The 21,605-nt window shown below is 52.3% G+C and carries 18 protein-coding genes and 2 tRNA genes; 2 read left to right on the top strand and 18 right to left on the bottom strand.

What is annotated here, in order from left to right; translation table 11 throughout:
* Positions 1–274: 274 nt before the first annotated feature.
* From DTL42_RS06685 to DTL42_RS06675, 3 genes are all read right to left on the bottom strand, one after another.
* Entirely contained in the window at positions 275–1,123 is an 849-nt protein-coding gene (locus tag DTL42_RS06685; protein WP_114367865.1) for a TIGR01457 family HAD-type hydrolase, read from the bottom strand.
* Positions 1,124–1,581: 458 nt separating this feature from the next.
* The gene (locus tag DTL42_RS06680; protein ID WP_114367864.1) at positions 1,582–1,959 is read right to left on the bottom strand and encodes a hypothetical protein; all 378 of its coding nucleotides are present in this window, start codon (positions 1,957–1,959) and stop codon (positions 1,582–1,584) included.
* 183 nt (positions 1,960–2,142) lie between these two features.
* Positions 2,143–3,249 (bottom strand): slipin family protein, encoded by a 1,107-nt coding sequence (locus tag DTL42_RS06675; RefSeq protein WP_114367863.1) that lies wholly within the window; start codon positions 3,247–3,249, stop codon positions 2,143–2,145.
* A gap of 131 nt (positions 3,250–3,380) precedes the next feature.
* On the opposite strand from DTL42_RS06675, the gene DTL42_RS26220 reads away from it, so the two are divergent.
* Entirely contained in the window at positions 3,381–3,548 is a 168-nt protein-coding gene (locus tag DTL42_RS26220; protein ID WP_158545258.1) for a hypothetical protein, read from the top strand.
* Between the two features lie 151 nt (positions 3,549–3,699).
* On the opposite strand, the gene DTL42_RS06670 is transcribed toward DTL42_RS26220, so the two are convergent.
* The 3 genes from DTL42_RS06670 to DTL42_RS06660 all read right to left on the bottom strand — a co-directional run bounded on the left by DTL42_RS06670 (position 3,700) and on the right by DTL42_RS06660 (position 4,985).
* Positions 3,700–3,773, bottom strand: a tRNA-Pro gene (locus tag DTL42_RS06670).
* A gap of 143 nt (positions 3,774–3,916) precedes the next feature.
* A tRNA-Cys gene (locus tag DTL42_RS06665) sits at positions 3,917–3,988 on the bottom strand.
* Between the two features lie 301 nt (positions 3,989–4,289).
* On the bottom strand, positions 4,290–4,985 hold the full coding sequence (locus DTL42_RS06660) for a protocatechuate 3,4-dioxygenase (RefSeq protein WP_114367862.1): 696 nt from the start codon (positions 4,983–4,985) through the stop codon (positions 4,290–4,292).
* A gap of 238 nt (positions 4,986–5,223) precedes the next feature.
* Between DTL42_RS06660 and DTL42_RS06655 the strand changes: the two genes are divergently transcribed.
* Positions 5,224–7,203 carry an ATP-binding cassette domain-containing protein gene (locus DTL42_RS06655; protein ID WP_234824093.1) on the top strand — a complete coding sequence of 660 codons (1,980 nt, stop codon included), beginning with the start codon at positions 5,224–5,226 and terminating at the stop codon, positions 7,201–7,203.
* A 25-nt stretch (positions 7,204–7,228) separates the two neighbouring features.
* On the opposite strand, the gene DTL42_RS06650 is transcribed toward DTL42_RS06655, so the two are convergent.
* From DTL42_RS06650 to DTL42_RS06595, 12 genes are all read right to left on the bottom strand, one after another.
* The gene (locus tag DTL42_RS06650) at positions 7,229–7,831 is read right to left on the bottom strand and encodes a cytochrome c oxidase subunit 3 (protein ID WP_114367861.1); all 603 of its coding nucleotides are present in this window, start codon (positions 7,829–7,831) and stop codon (positions 7,229–7,231) included.
* A 69-nt stretch (positions 7,832–7,900) separates the two neighbouring features.
* A complete protein-coding gene (locus DTL42_RS06645) occupies positions 7,901–8,260 on the bottom strand; it encodes a cytochrome C oxidase subunit IV family protein (protein WP_114367860.1) in 360 nt (119 codons plus the stop codon).
* Between the two features lie 20 nt (positions 8,261–8,280).
* Positions 8,281–9,162 (bottom strand): cytochrome c oxidase subunit 3 family protein, encoded by an 882-nt coding sequence (locus DTL42_RS06640; RefSeq protein ID WP_114367859.1) that lies wholly within the window; start codon positions 9,160–9,162, stop codon positions 8,281–8,283.
* Positions 9,163–9,217: 55 nt separating this feature from the next.
* The gene (locus tag DTL42_RS06635) at positions 9,218–10,930 is read right to left on the bottom strand and encodes a cytochrome c oxidase subunit I (RefSeq protein ID WP_114367858.1); all 1,713 of its coding nucleotides are present in this window, start codon (positions 10,928–10,930) and stop codon (positions 9,218–9,220) included.
* Between the two features lie 25 nt (positions 10,931–10,955).
* Positions 10,956–11,966 carry a cytochrome c oxidase subunit II gene (gene coxB, locus DTL42_RS06630; RefSeq protein WP_234824092.1) on the bottom strand — a complete coding sequence of 337 codons (1,011 nt, stop codon included), beginning with the start codon at positions 11,964–11,966 and terminating at the stop codon, positions 10,956–10,958.
* Between the two features lie 105 nt (positions 11,967–12,071).
* Positions 12,072–12,893, bottom strand: coding sequence for an SCO family protein (locus tag DTL42_RS06625; RefSeq protein WP_114367857.1), 822 nt, complete (start codon positions 12,891–12,893; stop codon positions 12,072–12,074).
* A gap of 23 nt (positions 12,894–12,916) precedes the next feature.
* Positions 12,917–13,276, bottom strand: coding sequence for a hypothetical protein (locus DTL42_RS06620; protein ID WP_114367856.1), 360 nt, complete (start codon positions 13,274–13,276; stop codon positions 12,917–12,919).
* A gap of 14 nt (positions 13,277–13,290) precedes the next feature.
* Positions 13,291–14,514, bottom strand: a complete 1,224-nt coding sequence (locus DTL42_RS06615; protein ID WP_234824091.1) for a quinol:cytochrome C oxidoreductase — start codon at positions 14,512–14,514, stop codon at positions 13,291–13,293.
* 35 nt (positions 14,515–14,549) lie between these two features.
* Positions 14,550–15,956, bottom strand: coding sequence for a quinol:electron acceptor oxidoreductase subunit ActD (locus tag DTL42_RS06610; protein WP_114367854.1), 1,407 nt, complete (start codon positions 15,954–15,956; stop codon positions 14,550–14,552).
* 49 nt (positions 15,957–16,005) lie between these two features.
* Positions 16,006–17,439 carry an NrfD/PsrC family molybdoenzyme membrane anchor subunit gene (nrfD, locus tag DTL42_RS06605; protein WP_114367853.1) on the bottom strand — a complete coding sequence of 478 codons (1,434 nt, stop codon included), beginning with the start codon at positions 17,437–17,439 and terminating at the stop codon, positions 16,006–16,008.
* Between the two features lie 65 nt (positions 17,440–17,504).
* Positions 17,505–20,720, bottom strand: a complete 3,216-nt coding sequence (locus DTL42_RS06600) for a TAT-variant-translocated molybdopterin oxidoreductase (RefSeq protein WP_114367852.1) — start codon at positions 20,718–20,720, stop codon at positions 17,505–17,507.
* The gene (locus DTL42_RS06595) at positions 20,717–21,400 is read right to left on the bottom strand and encodes a cytochrome c3 family protein (RefSeq protein ID WP_114367851.1); all 684 of its coding nucleotides are present in this window, start codon (positions 21,398–21,400) and stop codon (positions 20,717–20,719) included. Before DTL42_RS06595 ends, DTL42_RS06600 begins: the two co-directional genes overlap by 4 nt.
* Between the last annotated feature and the right edge of the window lie 205 nt (positions 21,401–21,605).

Here is a 21,605-nt window from a genome sequence, read left to right as displayed (position 1 = left end):
AGCCAATTGTGACAAGCTTACCCCGCCAAAAAAGCAGAGGTTTCTTGCCAGAAATCACGAGATTTAGAGGTCGAATTGAGAGCTATTGCGGAGTTTGCGATCAAAAACGCCGCCCAGAACGTGTCGTTCCCAAGAGATAAGACGCGGACGCCAAGCACTTAACGTAACTAGACGCCCGCCAACGTGCGGATTTTTTAGAAGAGATTCCCATGGGCCGCTAAGGAAAATTGCTGAGCGGCAAGTTTGATTGTGCGAGATCGAAGCGCGATTGGCTTTAGTGCCGCAACGAAGCCACAAAGCGTTCCGCCGACTCTTCGTGATCAGGAACACCTACCGGAGTTTTTAAACTGACTCGATCAACCGATGGTCGAACGAGCTCGGCCACCGATTCGATAATCAAATCGGGGTGATAAGGATGTTCGATAACGTTTTCACGTTTGGTGCCTCCTGAGAGCACCAAGATCGTCTGATATCCCATTTGAACGCCGCCCAGAATATCGGTTTCCATGGTATCACCAATCATCACCGTTTCGGATGTTTCCAGGCCGATCTCCTTCCGGGCCATGCGCATCATCAGCGGACTCGGTTTGCCAATGCTTAATGCTTTGCGTCCGGTCGCCTTTTCTAAAAAGGCAATCGCTGCCCCTGCACCAGGCCGCGTGCCTCGCGATGTGGGACAGTTCGGGTCATCGTTGGTGGCGATGAGCTTGGCGCCATCCAAAATCATTTGCGTTGCGGTTTCTAGCATGTCCCAGTTGAGCGTTCGACCTTCGCCGACGACGACAAAATCGGGGTCATGGTCGACCACCGAATAACCGTTCTGGTGCAACGCATTCAGCAGCCCTCCTTCACCCAGGACATAGGCAGTGCCGTTCGGTTTCTGTTGTGCCAGGAACCGCGCCGTTGCCATGGCACAGGTAAAGACGTGTTGCTCGTCGACATTAATGCCCATGCGTGCCAGCTTCGTCACCACATCTCGACGGGTGCGTTGGCTGTTGTTCGTTAGAAACAGAAAGGGGGTTCCATCTTCTCGTAGCTGTCGGATGAATTGGTCCGCACCAGGGATCATCTGGCTGCCACGGTAGATGACGCCATCCATGTCGATCAAAAATCCCTTACTCATCACTCTTACCTCTTGAGGTTAAATATAGGCCCGCGCCGTTAACCCTGTGAAAGGTGGCTGCTGACCGAAAAACTTCTCAGTCGTTCCTACAAGTACCTTGGCAACGACTGTGCCAATGAATTCGTAAGGGAAGAATCATTTATGATCACTTCCTTAGAACGCGAAAAAGTTACAGCACATGAAAGATTAGAGGTATTAAAGTAACCCTAAGCAAAAAAGAAGACTTTGCTAAAGATCGTTGTTTCACCGAGTGCTTGGAGAATGCGCGGCCTAGCTGCTGAATGTTGCGGCAGATAAAGAACAGGTGGAGTTCAGGCTTCCCCTCATCTGGTGGCAAGTCTGCGTGAAGGAGGCCATTTTAGTGGAATTGCTTAATAATTAATCGCTCGTTTCATTACATCTTATTAATTGAAGCTGCGTAATTTACCTGCTTTACACGGACACAAGCGGATGTCTTACTAAGGAAACTGAATTGGTAGGTTAGGGTATTTCTGCGACATAAATTCTAATGCGAGCCAAGTATGGCAATGCCGGACATTGGGGTTCTTTTGGGTTGGGCAGTTGCAGCCCAAATACACGTCGTGCTCCATGGCCAGTTCTGCCAAGTCATCGAATGCCGTTTGTTCTGACTCAAAACGCTGTGCGAGCAATTTCAGATAGCTTTCCCGAAACTTCGCAAAGCTTACGTCGTTGGGATCGTTTAGATAGGCATCAACGATCGTCGAGTTGGGCCGCAAAATGTGTTTCGTGCGAAAACGAGTATCTTGGCGAATTCCATCTGGAAGTGGAGGAACACCTGCGGGACGCCGACGGTAGATCGTGTAGCGGGAGAGCATGATTGGCTAGCAACATGAAGTGAAGTCTTGGGATTGCTTTTCTATGATTCTCACTTATCGAGCACTGTGCTACCAGGCGAACAGGAGCAGTCGTAAAGAGAAAGTCTGAGCACGTTGAGACAATGCGTGTCGACACAAAATACAGAAAGCTCGGCTACGTAGAACGGAGCCGAGCTTTCTTGATTACAGCATCGTCGTCAAGCGATCGGCTAGGCCTTTTTCTCCTAGCACGATGTTGAGTTTGCCGGTCTGGGCGATCTTTTCCAGAACTTCGAGTTCGCGAAGTCGCATTAAGGTTGGACTATCGGCCAGCATTTTGGCGGTGTTGGCCTGGCTCCGTATTGCGGCGACTTCCTCGCGGCGAGCAATGAGGTTGGCTTCGGCTGCCTTCTTGGCTTCCATTACCTTATTCAACAGGTCCTTCATGTCGCCAGGCAGAATCACATCTCGGATTCCGACGCTGACAATCGCTAGTCCTAATTCACCGGCTCGGCGACGGACGATCGTTTCCAACTCTTCCGCAACCGTTTCCTTGGCAGATAGAAGGGAATCGAGATCCTTGGAACCGATTACACTTCGTAAAGCCAACTGCACTTCCCGGTAGAGCGACTGCTCCAGGCTGTTGCTGGCGGTGACGGACAACTTGGCGTCGACAATCTTATAGGTTGCCACAGCGTTAATCCGCAAAGTTACCTTGTCGGCGGTCATGATGTCCTGACCGCCGATGTCCAGCATCGTCTCGCGCAGGTCGGTTTCTACCAACTTAATGTCAGCAATACCGCGCCAGTACGCATATGTGCCTGGTCCGAGCGATTCGACATAACGCCCGTCGATGAACAACACACCAGCGCAGTCGCGGTTGATGTCGTAGAACTCGAGGTGCTGACGAGCCGTCGTGTTTTGCCACATCGATTTGAGTTGCGCATGCTCGAAGCGGACGTCACGGGCATCGTACGTTTCTACAACGATTTCCCGAAACTTCGTCCAGTAGGCATACAAGCCTGGCCCAAGGACACGATCGAAACGACCATCGACCCAAACCAAAGCACGCTGGTGCTGCTTTAAGTCGAGCACTTTGGCGCGTTCAGCAAGTACGCCAGACTTGACGATCACGTCTAGTTGTTCGTCCGCAAAGAATGCGTCACGCTGCGAATGAATCGCAACGCGGCATTTGTTCCAAGGGTCAAAAAGATGGTGTGTGCCTGGCTCCACGATATGCGTGAAGTCCCCTTCGCGGAACAATAGGCCGATTTCAAACTTCTTAATTTTGATCGTTTTGATGAACAACATGTTGCACCTCCCTTTGGCACAACCAAACATGACCCGCGTAGCGGACCGACTAACAAAACTTCCAGGTAAGATGAAAAAGACACCTTTAGCAAACGGACGTTCGCGGAAGTCCCAGAAAAACACGCGGAGAAATGCGTTCACAAACATGGCAGTTGGCCGCTGGCGATGTTGATCGAAACGCTAACCAAGGAGCGATGTCCCAAGTTGTGCGAATCGACTTCGATCGCTGTTGGCCAATCGCGGATGAAAGTGAACTGTCATCCTGCAAGGCGCATTTCAAGCTGGTGCCGTGGGTGTGAACCAGGTTCCACTTGGTAGGCCGCTTGTCGAAACAAACGGCTCACCTTGGCGGAAGAGGTTCCCTCCCATGGCTGACTTGGCGTCGCCCGCTTGCCGCAGGCACTTGAAGGCCTTTCAGCCCAGTGGTGGCCAATCGTTCGATTAGCCGGGTGTTGTGGACAGGAGTCGAACCTGCAACTTTCAGTTTCCAGAACTGATGCTCTACCAATTGAGCTTCCACGAACTTGAGTTTGCCCCGTTAGAAACCGCACGCGGAACGCAAGGAACTAACCAGCCAAAGCTTGAGCCCCTGCGCCACCGGAAAGACAAACTCAGTCGTTGCTTTTTGACGTCGGCTAACCTCGCTGGGGCCGATGTCAATTGAAGAAGAAGTGGGTGGGAATCGAACCCACGATATGCTGTTTTGCAGGCAGCCGCCGCACCATTTGGCTTTCACTTCCTTTGCAGAGGGAGACACGCTTGCTGCGGATGTGTTCGCTGGGAGGAAGAAAACAATTTTGCGTTGCAAGAGCAAAACGCAAGGGAAGGCCAAGAAAAGAAAACGGCCGAACACAATCGCGTTCGGCCGCAGGCATGACATGGGGCGGCTCGCCGGGGCTAGTTTTCTTGAGGTGCATTGCCAGGCCCTCGTCCAGGACGACCAGAGCCTGAGGGAAAAGGCGAATGGGGAAACGCCAAAATACCGATGGTGGCAGCAACACACCTCTTTCTTCAAGCAGGTCGGTCTGGCAGAGATTCTATTAGCGACGAGGTTGAAGTTGACGATCGGCAGGGGTTTTCCCAAGCACGATATCAAAATTGGCGGCCAGTTCTCCAACCATCGATCCCTTCAGTGGTTTGAAGTCAGCCTGAACGAGTTCGCGGTCGGACTGATCACCGGCTCGGCGAAATACACCGTCGGTCGCATTGCCTTGGAAACCTCGAATGAAGATTTGTGACGTCAGGAGTTCCTGGTCACCTTGCGATACCTTGAAGTGAATATGACCGGCTGGTCGGCCAGGGTAGGGGACCGGCTTGATCGTGCGGAAGCGATATTCGCCAGTCGAATCGGTTTCGAAGCGACCATACCCCTGGAAGTTCTTGTCTTGCTGATTCTTCTTACCATTGCTGTCGCGGGTATGAAGATAGACCGCGTTGGCATCGCACTGCCAGATTTCAATCGTGACGTTCTTCATGGCCGCACCACTAGGCGTCAAAATTCGTCCAGTAAGGTGAGTAATTTCACCGATCGCTGGAGTGGTATTGTCGCCAATGATGACCAGGTCGTTATTCTTGTCCAACGGCAACTTATCGGGATAGAAAGGGCCTTCGGTTAATCGTGGCGTTAGCGAAAGCATTTCTGCAAAGACGCCAGGGGTAAATAAGGCCGTTGCACCCAATGCGGCGGCACCACGAATAATCTGGCGTCGGGATGCGAAGAGAGAGGAACAAGACATAAAGTCAACTCCACGAATTCAAACGGAAAAGAGAAAACCGTGCCAGGGACCGAAGCCGCTACACGTTCCCATTGATAATAGAACCCTGGGAAGCGATTCAAGTTTCGCGACAGCTACGGTTTATTGCGTAACGGAGTGTTTTTCTCGGTAAACAATCTGCCCTGCTTCCCGAAGTGGGCCTTTTGCCGGAAGCCAATTTCCGCGACGATACACATTATGCGCTTCCAGGCACCCCTTCATGCGAGGTGCCTCTCGATCGTATTATATCACCTTGCGTTTGACCAATATGCCGCTAATTACGCTGAAAAACGTTCGCCATTCCTATCACGACCGCCCTTTGTTTACGGACGTGAACCTTGTGCTAGAGCCTGGGCAACGTGTTTGCCTGATGGGAAGAAACGGGGCAGGCAAATCGACCTTGCTTAAGATTCTCGCTGGCGAAGTTGTGCCAGACGATGGCGAAGTTGCGACTGCAGTCGGGCTAACGCGCGCCCAAATGGCACAAACGGTCCCAACGGATGATCGGGGAACCGTTTTCGATGTGGTGGCCGATGGGGTAGGAAAACTGGCAGCCGTTTTGCGTGAATATCACACGCTGACCCACCAGCTAGCTGAAAATGCCAACGACCAGATTGCCAATCGATTGGATGAATTGCAACACGAAATCGATACCAACGACGGTTGGAATCTGCAGAACCAGATTGAACAAACATTAACTCGCACCGGTTTGGATGGAGAGTTGGTGTTTCAGAAGCTCTCTGCCGGAATGAAACGTCGCGTTCTTTTAGCACGAGCATTGGTAAACGAACCTGATCTGCTGCTCATGGACGAACCGACCAACCATTTAGATATCGATTCGATCTTGTGGTTAGAGAAACTGCTGCTGAATACATCGAGCTCCATCGTCTTTGTCACGCACGACCGGGCCTTTGCTCGCAAGTTAGCGACGCGGGTGATCGATGTGGACCGCGGTCGAGTGACAAGTTGGTCGTGTGGCTACGACGACTTCTTGCGGCGGAAAGCGGAAGCCTTAGAAGCGGAAGAGAAGCAGCAAGCGTTGTTCGACAAAAAGTTGGCCCAAGAGGAAACTTGGATTCGACAAGGGATCAAAGCCCGGCGAACTCGTAATGAAGGTCGCGTGCGCGCACTGAAAAAGCTACGTGAAGAATTCAGCGACCGGCGTAAGCACGTTGGCAGCGTGAAAATGGAAGCCCACGTCGCCGACCGCTCGGGGCAGTTGGTTTTCAAAGCCGATAATCTGTCGCACCGCTTCGGCGATTTGCGAATCGTGGACGACTTTTCGACCGTGATCATGCGTGGCGACAAAGTGGGGATCATTGGCCGAAATGGCATTGGTAAATCGACCTTACTGCGTATTCTGTTAGGACAGCTCAAGCCTGATCACGGCCAAGTGAAAGTGGGAACCAACGTTCAAATTGCCTACTTCGATCAGTTGCAAGCTCGACTCGAACCCGAGCAGACGCTGCGCGAAAACATTGGTGAGGGAAACGAGTTTATTCATGTCAACGGCAAGTCAAAGCACGTTGTCGGCTATCTGCAAGAGTTCCTTTTCACGCCGGAGCAGGCCAATCGGGCGATCAAGTATTTGAGCGGTGGCGAGCGAAATCGGCTTCTGTTGGCACAGTTATTTGCCAAACCATCCAACGTGCTCGTGCTCGACGAGCCGACCAATGACCTCGATGCCGACACCATGGAGCTTTTGGAAGATCTGGTCGTCAATTATCCAGGGACCATATTGGTGGTTAGCCACGATCGAGAGTTCCTGAACAATGTAGTGACCAGCACCATTGTGTTTGAAGGAGATGGCAATGTCAGCGAATATGCTGGTGGCTACGACGACTACCTGGTTCAACGTAACAAGGAAAGCTCGTCCTCACTGGCCCCGACCAAACTGGAAGCGAAGCCCGTCGCTGCTGAAAAATCGGCCGCTCCTAAAAAGGGGAACAACGAAGGAGCACGAGGCCGCAAGCTGAGTTACAAAGAGCAGCGAGAGCTCGATAGCCTGCCACAACGGATTGAAGAACTAGAAGCCCAACAAGAAAAGCTGCAAGCGAAGATCGCCGATCCAGGCTTCTATCAACAGCCCCAAGAGGAAATCAAAAAGGTTTCTCAGCGGCTGGAAGAAGTTGGCGAGGAGTTGCTGTTGGCAATGGAGCGTTGGGAAGAATTGGCAACCATCCAAGAATCGGGTGGCTAGAATGTTGCTGTTCTACGAGGACCAGTTAAAACTGGCAGGTCACCAAAAACGTGCCTAGCATAACTATCCACACGACATCGAGAAAGTGCCAATAAAGGGCACAAAGATCGACAGCCCAGTGGCTCTCGTGGTCGTAGCGATGTTGGTAGGCCCGAAAGATCACCCAGCGGAGAAAAAGCATTCCGCCGATCACATGTAGCCCATGGACAAACACTAAAAAGAAGACCACGCCAAATTGTGGCTGGAGCTTTCCAGCATTAATCGCCCCGGCCAGACTTTCCAGTAATTCGCTTAGTCCGATTGTTTGGAAGAAAATAAAGATGATCGCCACGGCAACCGAAGCCCAGAGCCATTGTCGCAAACGCAATTGCTTCTCGCGACGAACACTGACAACGGCTTGATGCAAGGTAAAGCTAACGCCCAGCATAAAGAGCGTTCCGACCGTAAGTGGCCAGGGAATGCTGCTGACTGGGATGGCAATGACTTTGGGAAAAGATCCAATCGCGATGAAAGCGACTAAGCCAGCGAGAAAGAACATCGTGAGCGATGCGATGAACAACGCGAACCCGAATTTGGCCTGATATTCTTCACGCCGCATCGAGATCGCCGAAAAAGAGTTGCGGAGCATCGCGACTTGAGACCTCGTCAGGTGGCTACTTCTTGGGCAGCCACCTGTGCATCGCACATAGCCAGGTAGTTATTCAACCTTAGCTGTGGCGTTGTAGTATTTTTGGATTTCAGGTTGGTATTGTTCGGAATCTAAAAGCGAGAATCCAATGAACAAGGCCACAAAAACCAAGCTAAACACCAACAGCAACACGTTGAAAAACTTGTCGAAGTAAAGGTGCATAAAGAACGCAGCCACTAACAGGGCTTTGACCGTGGCGATCCCCAAGGCAACCCAGATATCGATGCCATGCAATTCCCACTCGGCCACCGAGACCGTGAAGAAAGTCAGCACAAGTAACGCTGCGAACGTTCCCAGTAACATCGGAATGGACATCACGTGGGACAAGCCATGGTCGTGATTGTCAGCAGAATTCGATTGGTCAGACATATCAAGATTCCGAAATGGAATTAGGAACGAATGAGGTACAAGAGCGGAAACAGGTAGATCCAGATCAAGTCGACCAAGTGCCAGTACAAACCGACATAGTCAACCGGACCAAAGTACTCGCTGTCGAAGTCGCCTCGAATTGAGCGACGAATCAGCCAGCCAATCGCGATCATCCCGGCCACGATGTGAACACCGTGTAAGCCCGTCATCATGTAGTAGATACCAAAGAAGATCTGAGCGTTGCGTGGTGCATTGACAAATTCTTCTGGCCCACCGTGCCCATGGACATCGCCATGCTCGGCTGAAGCGTGTTCTGCGGCATGGTCATCAGTACCATGAGCTTCCCCTTCGCCATGCTCATGAGCGGTAGCGTTGGCATGCTGTTCCTTTTCCGCTTCCGCAATCTCTTCGGCTACCTTCGGAAACTGGGTTGGGTGTTGCACCTGGTAAATGATGTTCGCTTCACCAGTAAAGAGCCCCTTGTCAAATTTGTGGGTGTACTCGAAGTACTTAATCACAAGGAACACGCCAGCTAAAGCAAGCGTTGTGATTAGCAAACCGACAAGCAGCTTCTTTTGGCTTAACTGAGCGGCACGAACAGCCCAGGCCATGGACAAGCTACTGACAATCAGCACCACGGTATTGACCGCCCCCAGCATGGTGTTGAGCTCTTTGTGAGCGTACAGGAACACTTCCGGATGGTTGACCCGGTAAATGATGTACGCACAGAACAGCCCGCTGAAGAACAGGATTTCCGTGATGAGAAAGAGCCAAATTCCCAGCTTGCCCGAGTCGAACTGCTGTTGCATCGTCTCGAAGTGGTGAGCCTGGAACGGAGAGTGACCGTGATGGTCCCCCTCTGCATGCTGGGCGTTATCGTGGGTTTCGACGGCGGCGCTCATAGGGCAAATTCGTTTCTAAACGTCGTCACGCTAGGGAATGAATGGGTACTGGCTGTTAGTGATGCGAACTTGGCTTCGGTTTATTCGCCGCTGCCGGGTCTTTGACGAAGCCACCAACCTGAGGATCGTACTTCAGGTCGCTGAAATCGTAGGGGGAACCAACTGCCGGGGCATGTTCAAAGTTGTAGTATGGCGGTGGGCTCGTGCAGGTCCATTCCAGCGTCGCGGCCCCCCAAGGGTTTGCCGGAGCCTTGCGGCCGTTGAACAGCGACACAATCAGAACGGTAACCGCTCCGACCATGCCCAACCCCAGCACGATGGCACCGATGGTCGACAACTGATGGAAGATTTCGTATTCCGGCACATAGGTCGCGTAACGCCGTGGCATACCGCGAGAACCCATGATGAACTGTGGGAAGAAGGTCAGGTTGAAGCCAATGAAGACTACCAGGCAGAACAACCGACCAAACATCTCGTTGTACATCACGCCGAACATCTTCGGCCACCAGTGGTACAGACCACCGACAAACGCGATCACCGTGCCGCCCATCATCACATAGTGAAAGTGAGCCACCACAAAGTAGGTATCGTGAAGGTGAATGTCGGTTGCCAAAGCACCCAGGAACAAACCGGTCAAACCACCAATGGAGAAGAGGAAGATAAACGACAAGGCATAGCACATCGGCGTTGCCAAGTTGATGTTCCCCTTGTACATGGTTGCCAGCCAGTTAAACACCTTGATGGCAGAGGGAATTGACACGCTAAAGGTCAAACCGCTGAAGATCACGGCGGTCATCGGGCTTTGGCCACTGACAAACATGTGGTGACCCCAAACCAAGAAGCCGAGCAAAGCGATCGCGATTGAGCTGTAGGCGATAAAGGTGTAACCAAAGATGGGCTTGCGGCTGTAAACCGACATCAATTCGCTGATGATACCCATCGCGGGCAAAATCATGATGTACACAGCGGGGTGCGAGTAGAACCAGAAAAAGTGCTGGAACAAAATCGGGTCGCCACCCAGAGCCGGATTGAAAATACCAATCTGCAAAATGCGTTCAGCCATCAACAGCAGCAACGTAATACCCAGAACTGGCGTAGCCAAAATCTGAATGATGGCCGTGGCGTAAATGGCCCACATGAACAACGGCATCTTGAACCAACTCATGCCTGGCGGACGCATGGTGTTCACGGTAACGATAAAGTTCAAGCCCGTGAAAATCGAACTGAAACCAAGGATGAACGCACCAATGGTGGCAGCGATCACGTTGGTGCTCGTTTGAATGCTGTACGGCGTATAGAACGTCCAGCCGGTGTCCAAACGGGTTGTCACCAGGGCAATCACGAAGAAGATGCCTCCGAGAACCCACAGATGGAAACTGGCCAAGTTCATCCGCGGGAACGCGACATCCTTGGCACCCACCATCAACGGCAGCACAAAATTGCCCAGTGCAGCGGGGATGCTGGGGATGATGAACAAGAAGGTCATGATCGCGCCGTGCAGCGTAAACAGCTGGTTGTACGTGTCGTTATCGATGATCGACGGCGGGAACAGACCATCTGGCAGAAATAGGTGCAATCGGAGCAGCAGGGCCATGATGCCGCCCAGAAAGAACGAGCTGAAGATGCCGACCAAATACATCACGCCGATCCGCTTGTGATCTAACGTGAAGGCCCACGACAGGAACCCGTGCGAACTGGTCAGGTAGTTCGAGTTAGGGTCATCGTTGTGACCGATGTCGATTTGTGTGTCTGGCGTTATCGTAGCCATGGCTAAACTGCCCTATCTTGATTTCTTACTTAAGCGACTTGAGGTAGGCAATGATCGCGGTAATTTCATTGTCTTTGAGTTGTTGGGGAGTAAACACCGGCATGATCGGCTTACGTCCCACTACGACTTTGGCGTTCGGTTCACGAACGGATTCACGAATGTAATTTTCATCCATGACAACGTTCTCAGGGGAACTAGCACCGCGAGCAATCACGCTTCGTTCGGTGCCCCATTGACCGTTCAAAGGAGGCCCAGCGTACTTGGCCGAGTTGTCTCCGGTGACGGAGTGGCACTGGGTGCAGCCTTTCTTTTCGAAGGCCAGTTTACCACCCTCTTCGGGGGTCTTGCCCTCTAAGTAATTCGCCGCATCTTCTAACCAGGCGTCGAAGTCACTTTGTTCGTGAACGTAGACTTTGGCAAGCATCCGCGAGTGGTCTTTACCGCAGTATTCAGCACAGAACAGATCGTACGGCTTATGTTCGGAGTTATCCTTCCCCTCGCCGGTGATATCTTTGGCGATGACCCAGGTATTGGTGTAACGCTGGGGGACGCAGTCCATTTTGATGCGGAATGCAGGGATGTAAAAGCTGTGCAGCACATCAGACGATTGCAGGATGAAGCGAACCGGCTGATTAACTGGAATATGTAGTTCGTCCGAGTCGGCCCCGTTGGGGTAAATGAACTGCCAGCTCCACTGTTTCGCAATCACCTGAATCTCGTAGGCATTATCTGGCGGCTCACGCATATCGAGATACTTTGTGAAGCCGTAGAAGAAGATAAAGCCGACCAAAATCGATGGAATCACACTCCAGGTGATTTCCAGGACTTCGTTATGCGATGCCGATGGCTGCTCGACGTGCCCTTTGCGGCGATGATATCGCAGCACAAAGAGAATCATCACGGCAATAATCGCGATGAAGAAGAACGCTGAAAGGTAGTAGATAAAATCAAACAACCCATCAACATCAGCGGCGAACGTCGATTGTTCAGGTGGAAAAAACAGGGACGAACTGGCGTCCGCCAAGATGGAAAGCATGGTTGAGCCTATAAGGTGGACCATCGCGTGCTAACTTATTTACTTACTTAAGTCGCTGAGGTAGCCGAGTAGGACTGCCTCGTGCGCGGAATGTATTTTGGTTCTTTAGGAGCTTGCCGCCCGGCGACGACGGAAAATCCAAAAAGGAGTAAGTCCGATTACAAGGCAAAACACCGTTGCAAAGGCGCCCAGTCGCATGATTTTCACCGCTTGCGGCCCGTAACGACCAGAGGTTTCGTCATACATAAAGCATGTCAAAATTACCTGATCAATCGTCGAGCCAATTTTGCCTTGGCTGGCCTCGACAAGCGACAAACGTAACGTTGGCTCGTCGAATTGAATGCCATAAATGTATCGGGAAATACGTCCTTCTGGCGTGCATAACATCAGCACGGCAATGTGAGCGTATTCTTTTTGCTCAGGTACATAGCGAAACTTGACGCCGGTCGCTTGGCTCATCGTGAGGATTGACTTGGGAGAACCCACAAGAAAATGCCAACCACTGCCGGTTCCGGAACGATCGTAGTCATCATAGTAACGCTTGCGAGTTTCTCTGGCTCGCTGGGGAGTTTCTTCCGGATCGATACTGATCGATACGATCTGAAAGTCTTCCCCGACACTTGGTTTCATCTCTCGAAGGGTGGCCACGAGCCCATTGAGTTGCTGCTGGCACAGCATGGGGCAATTGGAATAGTTGAGCGACAAAATAACGGGCTTTTCTCCATCGAAGAAATCACCCAATCGCACAACATTTCCAGTGTGGTCCGTAAACTTCGTATCGAGCGGCAACTGGTCGTTGAGGTGTTCGTCAACAGTCAGATCTTCAAGCGCCTTCGGTGTTTCGTTGATCTGGGCGTTCGCCAGTGTGCAACAAAACAAGCACACACATGCTGCCCAAATCGTTCGAACTAGTTTAGCGCCTCGCATGATGACTGATGCTTTGCCTGGGGTTAGTTGGATTCGTACTGTTCCGCGACTACTTTCATGGCCTGATCAATTGGCATGGCGATAGTCTTCGTTTCTTTATTTACCCAGCTATAACCGCTGTTGAGTTTCGCTTGTTGGGCCGTCACTAGGCTATCAACATTCGAGAATGGAACGTTGCGCATCTCGGCTTCGTGTGTGGTGGAATACTGCAGGTAGGCTGCCTGTAATCCAATGATACAAATAAAAGTGACAACTGCACTGAGAAATCCTATCAGGGCAATCATCGGTGTATTGAGATCGTCGTACGAAGGTGCCGTCGACTCGGCGTGGCCATGTTCGGCTGCCGCTGGCTTGTCGTGTGTGTTTTCAGTGGTATCCGTCATGCAAACGCCCTTAATTAGTGATTCTGAAGGGCCAGCGATTCGTTTAATCGTGGATCTTTGATCGGTACGAGCGGCTTGTCCGTGGCAAACCAAATCAGCGAGCTGATGTAAATGCCGCCAATTCCCAGTAAACAGCAGATATCGGTCAAACCAAACGTTGGCGCGCCTTCAGCGTTACCAACTTGAGGCATGATGATGTAGTAAAGGTCAACATAGTGCATCACCAGGATGAATATTGCCCAGCCAGTCAATGCGTACTTATTTCGGCGAACATGTCGGGACATGACACCAAAGAACGGAATGAAGAACTGACCTAGGAGCAAAAAGATGGCGACGTAAGCCCAGCCATGTTCTTGGCGGCGAAGGTACCATTCGGTTTCTTCCGGAATGTTGGCGTACCAAATCAGCAAGTATTGGCTGAAGGCAATGTAACCCCAGAACAGGGTAAAACCGAACGTGTATTTACCGATGTCGTGGTAATGTTCTTTGGTAACAATACCGACGAGTTTGCCGTCATTCTGTAGTAAAAACAGGATCACCGTGATCGCTGCAAAGAAGCTAACCGCACAACCAGCGAAGAAGTAAACGCCGAAAATGGTGCTAAACCAGTGTGGGTCAAGCGACATCAGCCAATCGAATGAGGCAAAGGTCACCGTCAGGGCAAACACGATGACTGCGAGGGAACTGTTCTTTTGGAGGTTCAGCGTGATCTGCTTATCACCGGTACCATCTTGCTTTAGCGAGTTGGTAAAGAAGTAACGAGCGATCCAAATCCAGGCTCCAAAATAAATGACGGCCCGGATCGCAAAGAATCCCCAGTTTAAATAGGGCTCTTTGTGCGCGATCAGTTGATCGTAATCTTTGCCACCTTTGACCAATAACTCAGGGTTGTTCCAATCGAACAGCGAGCTACTACCAAAGATAACCGGCAAGAGGATGACGAGGAAAAGTATCGACATCGGGATCAGGTTTTGCATCATCAACTCGGCCACGCGGCGAACGACAACGTTCCAGCCAGCCCGAGCGAGGAAGTGAATCGGCACAAAGAACAACGCTCCCAGCGAAATACTGAGAAAGTAGACAAAGCTCGTCAGGAATGTATGGAAGAAGTAGGATTTGTCTTCCTGCATCAGGCCAAGTGCCATGGCGAGAAGCAGGAACACGACGCCAGCGGCGAGCGCGACGACCCGCACCGACTGCCAAGCCGGATTGAGGCGGATCGATTCATCATCCGTCACGGTGATCGTAGGTTTGTGGTGACCGCCCATTTTCGTTACTGACCCTTAATTTCCAATTCTTTCAACTCGACGGCCGGAATCTCATTCACCGTGCCAGTCCGCGTCTTCTGCAGAGCTCGTACGTAGGTAACGATTGCCCAGCGATCTTCCGGAGGAATCTGATCGCCGTAACCCTTCATCTTGCGGATGCCGTGGGTAATGGTGTTGAAGATCTTGCCGTCCGGTTGTGTCAGAAGGTAGTCGGTATGCAAATTTGTCGGAGGAACCCAGGTGGCCTGCTCCCGTTCGATCGCTCGTTGAGACACTAAACCGTCACCGTCCCCGGCCAGGCCGTGGCAAACAGAACAGTAGATGTTGTAGCGAGCTCGACCTCGTTCGAGTGTCGATGGTTTAACCGTGATTGGGGCAAACTTGACCCAGTTTGGTTCGTTTTCAGCAGGTGGGGCAGCAGCTGGAGCGGCGTTTTCGGCAGGTGCTTCCGCTGCTGGTTGTTCCGCGTTATCTTGGGCCGCCTCAGCTTCGGCTGGCTTCTCTTCCATGGGCTGCTCGGCTGTTGGCTTTTCTTCCTCTTGAAGGAAAGCAACGTTTTGCTCAGCGGTTTCCGAGACAATACCGGTCACGAAAACGGAATCTAGCGAGTCACTGCGGGAAACAGTCCCTGCGATACGGGGACGCATGGCCCGGCCATCGGTGAAGATCATCGACGGCATGGTGGTTTGGGTGTCTGCCCGAAGCTGAACATCCATATCTCGGATTGGATTGATACGCGGCACCGTCGCAGTCGAGTTATAAGCTTTCCACAGCAACAGTGGTGGAATCACAGCAATCACGACGGCACAAATGCCAACATATTTCAGGACGGGAGGTAGATTGGCTTCGCTCGGATCTTCATAAACTTCGAGCACAGCGGTTTGACCGCGGAAGCTATCAAAAAGTTCGCGAGTCTTTTTCGGCTTGTATGAGTTGTCCGTGACATCAACGGTCAAGAAGAACTTGTCGTCGGTGGCGCGGGCAAACTCAGGAACTCGAAAAAGTGGGTTCGAGAAAGTGGGCAGCCGATTGAGTGCCAGCATACCGATGAAAACGGCAATCGCGGCGTGCAAAATAACCAATTCGAATATCACCGGAATGTTTGCCGGCAAGCTGAATGTTGGCTTGGCCGAAATCATGAACGGGTAATCAAACGCATTGGTGTAGTATTGAAGAGCAAGGCCAGCCAAGCCACCGAAAATGCCTAAGCTCAGCACGATCCAAGGCAGGATGGTTGGTTTGATACCGAGTGCTTCGTCGATACCGTGAAGCGGAAAGGGAGTGTAGGCATCGGTCTTGGTGTAGCCTGCCCTACGCACTTTTTCGCACGCCACCAACAAAGAGTCGGGGTCGTCGAACTGTGCCATTAGCCCAATCAGCTTTTGGTCGGAGTTGTTCGAATCTTGTGCCATTTATCTCGGCCCTGCGGAAGTTCCAGGGAAAATATTCGATAACTAGTGACTAGTGGTCGACTTCGTCGTCGTGGTAGTCGCCTTGCGGAATGTCGTGAACATCGTGATGCGGATGAGCCATCACCGATTTGACTTCTGCCATGGCCACAATTGGACCGAAGCGAACGAACAACAGAAACAAAGTGAAGAACAGCCCAAAGCTGCCGATCAACATTCCATAGTCAACCCACGTGGGGACAAACTCGCCCCAGGAAGAGGGTAGGAAGTCGCGTTGCAGCGAGGTGACGGTAATCACGAATCGCTCAAACCACATCCCAATGTTCACGAAGATACTGATCACGAACATGATCCAAGGGGTGGTTCGGCAAAACTTAAACCAGAACAGCTGGGGGCTAATCACATTGCAGGAAACCATCACCCAGTACGCCCACGGTGTGAGACCAAAAGCACGGTTCACAAAGGCGAACTGCTCCGTCAGGTTACCGCCGTACCAGGCAATGAAGAATTCCATTGCATAGGCGTAACCAACCATCGAGCCGGTCGCCAGTAAGATCTTACACACATTCTCGAGATGGCGTTTGGTCACCACGTCGTGCAGACCAAAGATCTGACGAGCTGGGACCATCAGGGTAAGCACCATACCGAACCCGCTAAACACCGCTCCAGCGACGAAGTAGGGTGGGAAAATCGTGGTATGCCAGCCAGGCAACTGCGAAACGGCGAAGTCGAAACTAACGATGGTATGCACAGAAAGCACCAAGGGAGCGGCCAAGGCGGCAAACAATGTGTAGGCTTTTTCGTAACGGGACCACTTGCGAGCTGAGCCAGTCCAGCCAAGCGAGAGAACGGAGTAAACGATGCGTAGAATCGGGTTCTTCGTGCGATCTCGCAGGGTAGCCAAGTCAGGAATCATCCCGGTGTACCAGAAGATCACCGAAACCGTGGCATAGGTTGAAACGGCGAACACGTCCCATAGCAAGGGGCTGCGGAACTGCGGCCACATCGATAGCTGTAAACTTGGGATCGGGAAGAGCCAGTAGAAAACCCAGACACGACCGATATGCACAGCCGGAAAAACCCCAGCACAAGCAACCGCGAAGATCGTCATAGCTTCTGCGAAACGGTTAATACTCGTTCGCCAGTTCTGACGGAAGATAAACAAGATCGCGGAAATAAGCGTTCCAGCGTGACCGATACCGACCCAGAACACAAAGTTGACAATCGGGAAACCCCAGTAGACCGGATTGTTGTTACCCCAAACACCAACCCCGGTGAATACAAGGTAGCCGATCAAACTGCCAAACATGCCCAGGGTCATCAGGGACACCGCGAAGGCAATGTACCACGCGATGGGCGTTTTCGATTCGTTGATGCGGCAGACCAGCTCTGTAATCGAGCCGTAGTTGTGTCCGCCAATCACGAGCGGGGTCCGGTTGCCCGGATCGTCGATGGTGGTGTCAATGACTTCGTTTACGGTGGCCATTCGTGCTCTTGGTATTGAAACTCAGGCTAATGGATTTGCTAGGGGCGGTGGTTGGGAAAAGAAGCTTATTGCTTCTCTTCCGCCTTTTCCATTGGGTGCTCTGCGGCCTTCTCGCCGTCAGTGTGCTCGCTCGTCGGATGAGCGTGTTCGTCTTCGCCATGCTCGTGGCCATGTTCCTCATCACCATGACCATGCCCATGTTCAATTTCAGGGGCCAGCCAGGGATGAGGATTACGAATTTTTGCCAAGTAGCGGGTGCGAGGCTTCGTGTTGAGCTCGACCAACATGGCATAAGCACGAGGATTGGCGTGTGCCTTGGCGACTTTACTTTCTTGGTTGTTCAAGTCACCAAATTCAATGGCCTGGGAAGAACAAGCTTCCTGGCATGCGGTTTGAATCTCATTGGCACCGATCGGGCGACGCTCGGCCCGGGCTTCGATCTTGGTGTTTTGGATACGCTGCACACAGTAGGTGCATTTCTCCATCACACCACGATTGCGAACCGTGACTTCCGGATTGAAGATCAACTTCGCAAGTTCGCGATTGGCTGTTTCAAAGCGGTAATCGCTGGCACGCCAATCGAGATAGTTGAAGCGGCGAACTTTGTAAGGGCAGTTGTTCCCGCAGTATCGAGTTCCGATACAGCGGTTGTAAACCATGTCGTTGAGCCCTTCGTTGCTATGAACGGTGGCGGCAACCGGGCAGACGCTTTCGCACGGTGCGGTTTCGCACTGCATGCAGGTAACCGGTTGGGTTACCGAATGAACGTCTTCTTCAGGAGTCGTTTCCGGATCGACACCAGGGGCGAAGCTGAAGTAGCGATCGACGCGAATCCAGTGCATTTCGCGGCCAACGGAGACAGCTTCTTTGCCCACGATGGGGATATTGTTTTCCGACTGGCAAGCAATCGTACACGCGTTGCAGCCGGTACACTTCGAGAGGTCGATCGACATACCCCAAGCGTGACCATCGTAAGAAGGGGTCTCCCACAGCGATTCGAGTGGTGGGTGGTGGACGACATGCTCAGCGAAGTTGGGATGCTCTTCGTATTCTTCCAGCGTCCCCTCGCGGACCAATTGACCAACGCGACGACCAATCTCTTCCATACCGAGCGTGTCGATCGAGAAGTGATCTTGCGTGGTCGCCAGAGGGAACATCTTGCCGGTCCCCTGGATGGTGACCGCATTGGTCAGGTACATCGACTCTTGGGTGCGAAGCGGCCCCACGTCGACACCAACGGTTGGAATGCCGTCTTCGACTTTACCGCCGACCATACCTGCTTGGGTACGACCGTAGCCGAGGCCAACTGCGAGGGTGCCATGCGATTGATTGAGCTGGATATAAACCGGCAGTTCAATCGTTTTCCCGTTAGCGGTAATCGCCAGCAGTTCGCCTTGTTTTAAGTTGTTGTCCTCTGCCGTCTTGCGGCTGACGGTGACCACGTTGTCCCAAGTCACCTTGGTCAACGGTTCCGGCAACTCTTGCAGCCAGCCGTTGTTGGCATAGCGACCATCGTAGGGAGCTGACCCGGCATGGAACATCAATTCCAGCTTGTCGCCTAAACCAGCTCGCCATGCGGTGAAATCGACTTCACCGAGGTTTAAACTTTCGGCGAAGGTGGCCTCTACCGGGGAGCTTGCCGAGTTGGCGATGAAACCATCGTGAAGGGCTTTTGTCCAAGCAGCTTCCGAGGTGTTGCTGGCATAGGAACCAGAAATCGTGTGGCGAATCGCTTCCTGCGTATCGGTTACCGGAGAGCCTGCCAGAAGGCTGATAAACTGAATCGCGTCTTTTGAATTAAAGATCGGTTCAATCAACGGTTGGGTGAGACAGTAACTGCCATCGTAAGCGATCGCATCCCCCCACTGTTCTAAACCATGCGATTCCGGCAAGTGCCAAGTGCACCGCTTGGAAGTCTCGTTCTGGTAGTCGCCAAAATAAATCGTCTTGGCTTTCGAGGTATCCAAGGCCAAAGCGAAATCAAGATCTGCTGGGGCATCGTAAATGGGGTTTCCGCCCAGCACGAGCAAAGTACCTACGTTGCCAGCAGAAAGATCAGCGGTAAGTTGCTCGATGGTGCCAACATTGTCACGGCTTAGTTTGGGCACGTCGATAAACTCGATCGTCTTACCCAAATTTTCGAGCTTATTGTTGATTCGCCAGATGCGGACGAGCGTGTCATCGTCGAGGTAGGTACCACCGACGAGCATGCTCTTTCCTTTATGGCTAATGAGGTCGTTAACCAGAGCGGCCAACAGCTTCTCGACTTTGCCTTCCGGAGCTTCTTTGGTTTCGCCGTTTTCTAGGGCGGCATCAATAGCCTGTTCTAGATCAGCGACGAAGCTGTTCATCTGCGTTGCAGCAACAGCCAGGCGGTGATCAGCAGCGATCCCGGTAACCGAGAAGCGGCTTTCGATCACGTACAAGCGGTTCATCTTGCCGGTTTCTGGCGTGCGTCGCTTGCCAAATTCCAAGCTGTTGTAACCGTGGGTAATATGAGTGCCAAGCAGGTCGGCGCCCAGGTCGACAAGGATATCGGCCTTTTCGATGCGTAGCTGAGGACGCAGAGCTTTACCAAAGGCGACTTCCGTAGCCAACGTTTCACCATTGGCAAGCGAGTCGTACTGATACCACTTGGCTTGCGGGAAACGCTTGGCTAGTTGGTTCATTTGCTCAAGGACGCTGGGAGAAGCGTTCTCTTGATGCAGAATTGCGAACTTGGACGAGCCAGCACCTTCTAGCGACTTGGCTTGTTCATTCCACCAGTCCGTGAAGTTCTCCCACGTCTTAATCTCTTTTTCGTCGTATTTGACGGGGGTTTGGCTGCGATCGGGATCGTACAGTTGCAGGATCATGGCCTGAGCGTACGTATCGGCCCCGGAAACCAACGGGTGAAGTTGATTGCCATCGATCTTGATGGGGCGGCCATCGTAGCTGGTGGCGACGACAGGGCAGACCTTGCCGGCCGCTACCAAAGTAGTCGCGAATTTTTCGGTAGCCCCAGGGATACGGCCTTCTGGGCGACGCGAAAAAGGTGCGATCTTCTCTTCCGGATAGCGAAAGCCAATGACTTGCTCTTCCGGATAGCGACAGCCAGCGGCACCGGTGGTGAGGGCCAGCGAGGCTCCCATCAACTGCATCCAGCGACGACGAGAGACACCGGTCGGCGCTTCTTCGGCTGCTTCCGGAAATTCGCGTTTGAGGAACTGCTCGAACTCGGGCGAGTTGTTGAGCTGTTCCAGGCTACGCCAATATTTCGGTTTTTGATTCTGTTGTGTCATCGATGGCAAGTCGAGCAGTTGGTGGAAGGATTAATGTTCAGCTCTTCGCGGAGTTTTTTACCGATTAGGGCAGCCTCTTCGCCAGCATCCCAGGCGAGGTTGGTGACCTCTTCGACCGGTCGAATCTTGGCATCAGGATTACGATGGCACTCTAGGCACCAAGTCATCGAGATAGGCTCGACCACGGTTACAACGTCCATACGATCGACACGGCCATGGCATTCCACGCAGGAAACACCACGTGTGACGTGAGCACTGTGATTGAAGTAAACAAAGTCTGGCAGATTGTGAACGCGTTGCCAGTCAATGGAATCGCCGGAAGCGAGGCTTTCGCGAATGGGTTCTAAGGCAACACTCTCTGGTAAGACCGACGCGTAAGGTGTCACCCCAGAGGCGTCTTTACCGCTATGGCAGTTACCGCAAGTTGCCGTTGGTGGAACGGCTGCGTGCGCCGCTTTTTCAACGGTGTTGTGGCAATAGCGGCAGTCCATTTTCAAGCGACCTGCGTGCAGCTTGTGGCTGAACGGCACAGGTTGCTTTGGTTGATAGCCGCGGTTCAGGATCTCGGGGGAACTGGCTACAAAGAGCACTGTCCCACCGTACGCGCCTCCTATTAGGAGCACGCCGATCAGCAGCGGAACGAACTTATTAACCCAGCGGGGAAATAGAAACCGGTCCATGACTTTCTCAGGCGTAGGTCGCTTTGATCACAAGACTTGGCGACGGAAAAGGGCTCTGCTAGCAGCTTTAGATGGTAAAAAAATTACCAAAAGTTGTTAAGCGGAGCACGTGGTCGTTAAAGGCGATGTTCAGAGCGATAAGGTATGCTAATTTGCATTTCCTGTGCACCGCTGTTGACGGGTAAATCGTAAAAAAAGCAATGAA

Source organism: Bremerella cremea (genome assembly GCF_003335505.1).
Lineage (GTDB): Bacteria > Planctomycetota > Planctomycetia > Pirellulales > Pirellulaceae > Bremerella > Bremerella cremea_A.
Note: the sequence above shows the minus strand (reverse complement) of the source record. Positions and strands in the feature narration are given on the sequence as shown.